Origin of the sequence: Aeromicrobium sp. Leaf272 (genome assembly GCF_001422865.1) — a bacterium.
In the GTDB taxonomy this organism is placed as follows: domain Bacteria; phylum Actinomycetota; class Actinomycetes; order Propionibacteriales; family Nocardioidaceae; genus Aeromicrobium.
The window spans coordinates 300,955-301,726 of the sequence record NZ_LMMY01000009.1 but is presented as its reverse complement, the minus strand read 5'-3'; the positions used below and the strand labels follow the sequence as shown (position 1 = coordinate 301,726).

1 protein-coding gene is annotated in these 772 nt (G+C 74.7%); it reads right to left on the bottom strand.

Translation table 11 applies throughout. The features are described from left to right. The coding region (locus ASF38_RS17370) for an MFS transporter (protein ID WP_235497364.1) at positions 1–772 on the bottom strand (772 nt) is incomplete at both ends.

Sequence of the window (772 nt, the reverse complement as noted above, 5' to 3'; positions counted from 1 at the left end):
CCCGCCGACCGCGAGCACGAGAGCGAACAGGCCCGGACCCAGTGCGAGGCCCAGCGTCTCGCCGGCGGTCCAGACGCCGGTGTACACGCCGATGCGGTTCTGCCCGCTGCGGCGGGCGTCGCGCGCCGCGACGTCGGGCAGCATGGCCATCGGGAACACCTGGGCGCCGGCGTAGCCGACGCCCACCAGGGCTGCGGCGGGGTAGACGACCACCGCCGTGGCGTCACGGGCGGCGAGCAGGCCGAGCGCGCCGACGACGAGCAGCAGCGTGGCGACGGTGTACCCGGCTTGCTTGCCACGCCCGGCGAACAACCGCTCCCAGAGCGGGGTCACGAGGAGGGCCGGGCCCACGAAGGAGGCGAACAGGAACGTCGAGGCGGCCGCGGAGTCGAACAGCTCGTCCGCCACGTACGCGACGCCGGCGAGCATGGCGCCGATGCCGAGCGCCTGGAGCACGAAGCAGCCGAGCAGTGCACGGAAGTCGCGGTCGCCGGACACGAGGGCGAGCTGCTCGCGCAGACCGCCCGATGGCGGCGCGACGTCGAGCCGGGGCGCCTCGCGGGTGCCACGCCACGCACCGACGACGCCGAGCACCAGCAGCACCGCGACGTAGACGCCCATGACGCGGTACCCCGCAGCGTCGGAGTCGCCGTCGCCCACGGCGTCGACCACCATCGGGGCCGTGGCGCCGGAGAGCAGGATCGCGAGCGCCAGCACCGCGACCCGCCACGTCATCAGGCGGGTGCGCTCGGCGTAGTCCGACGTCATCTCC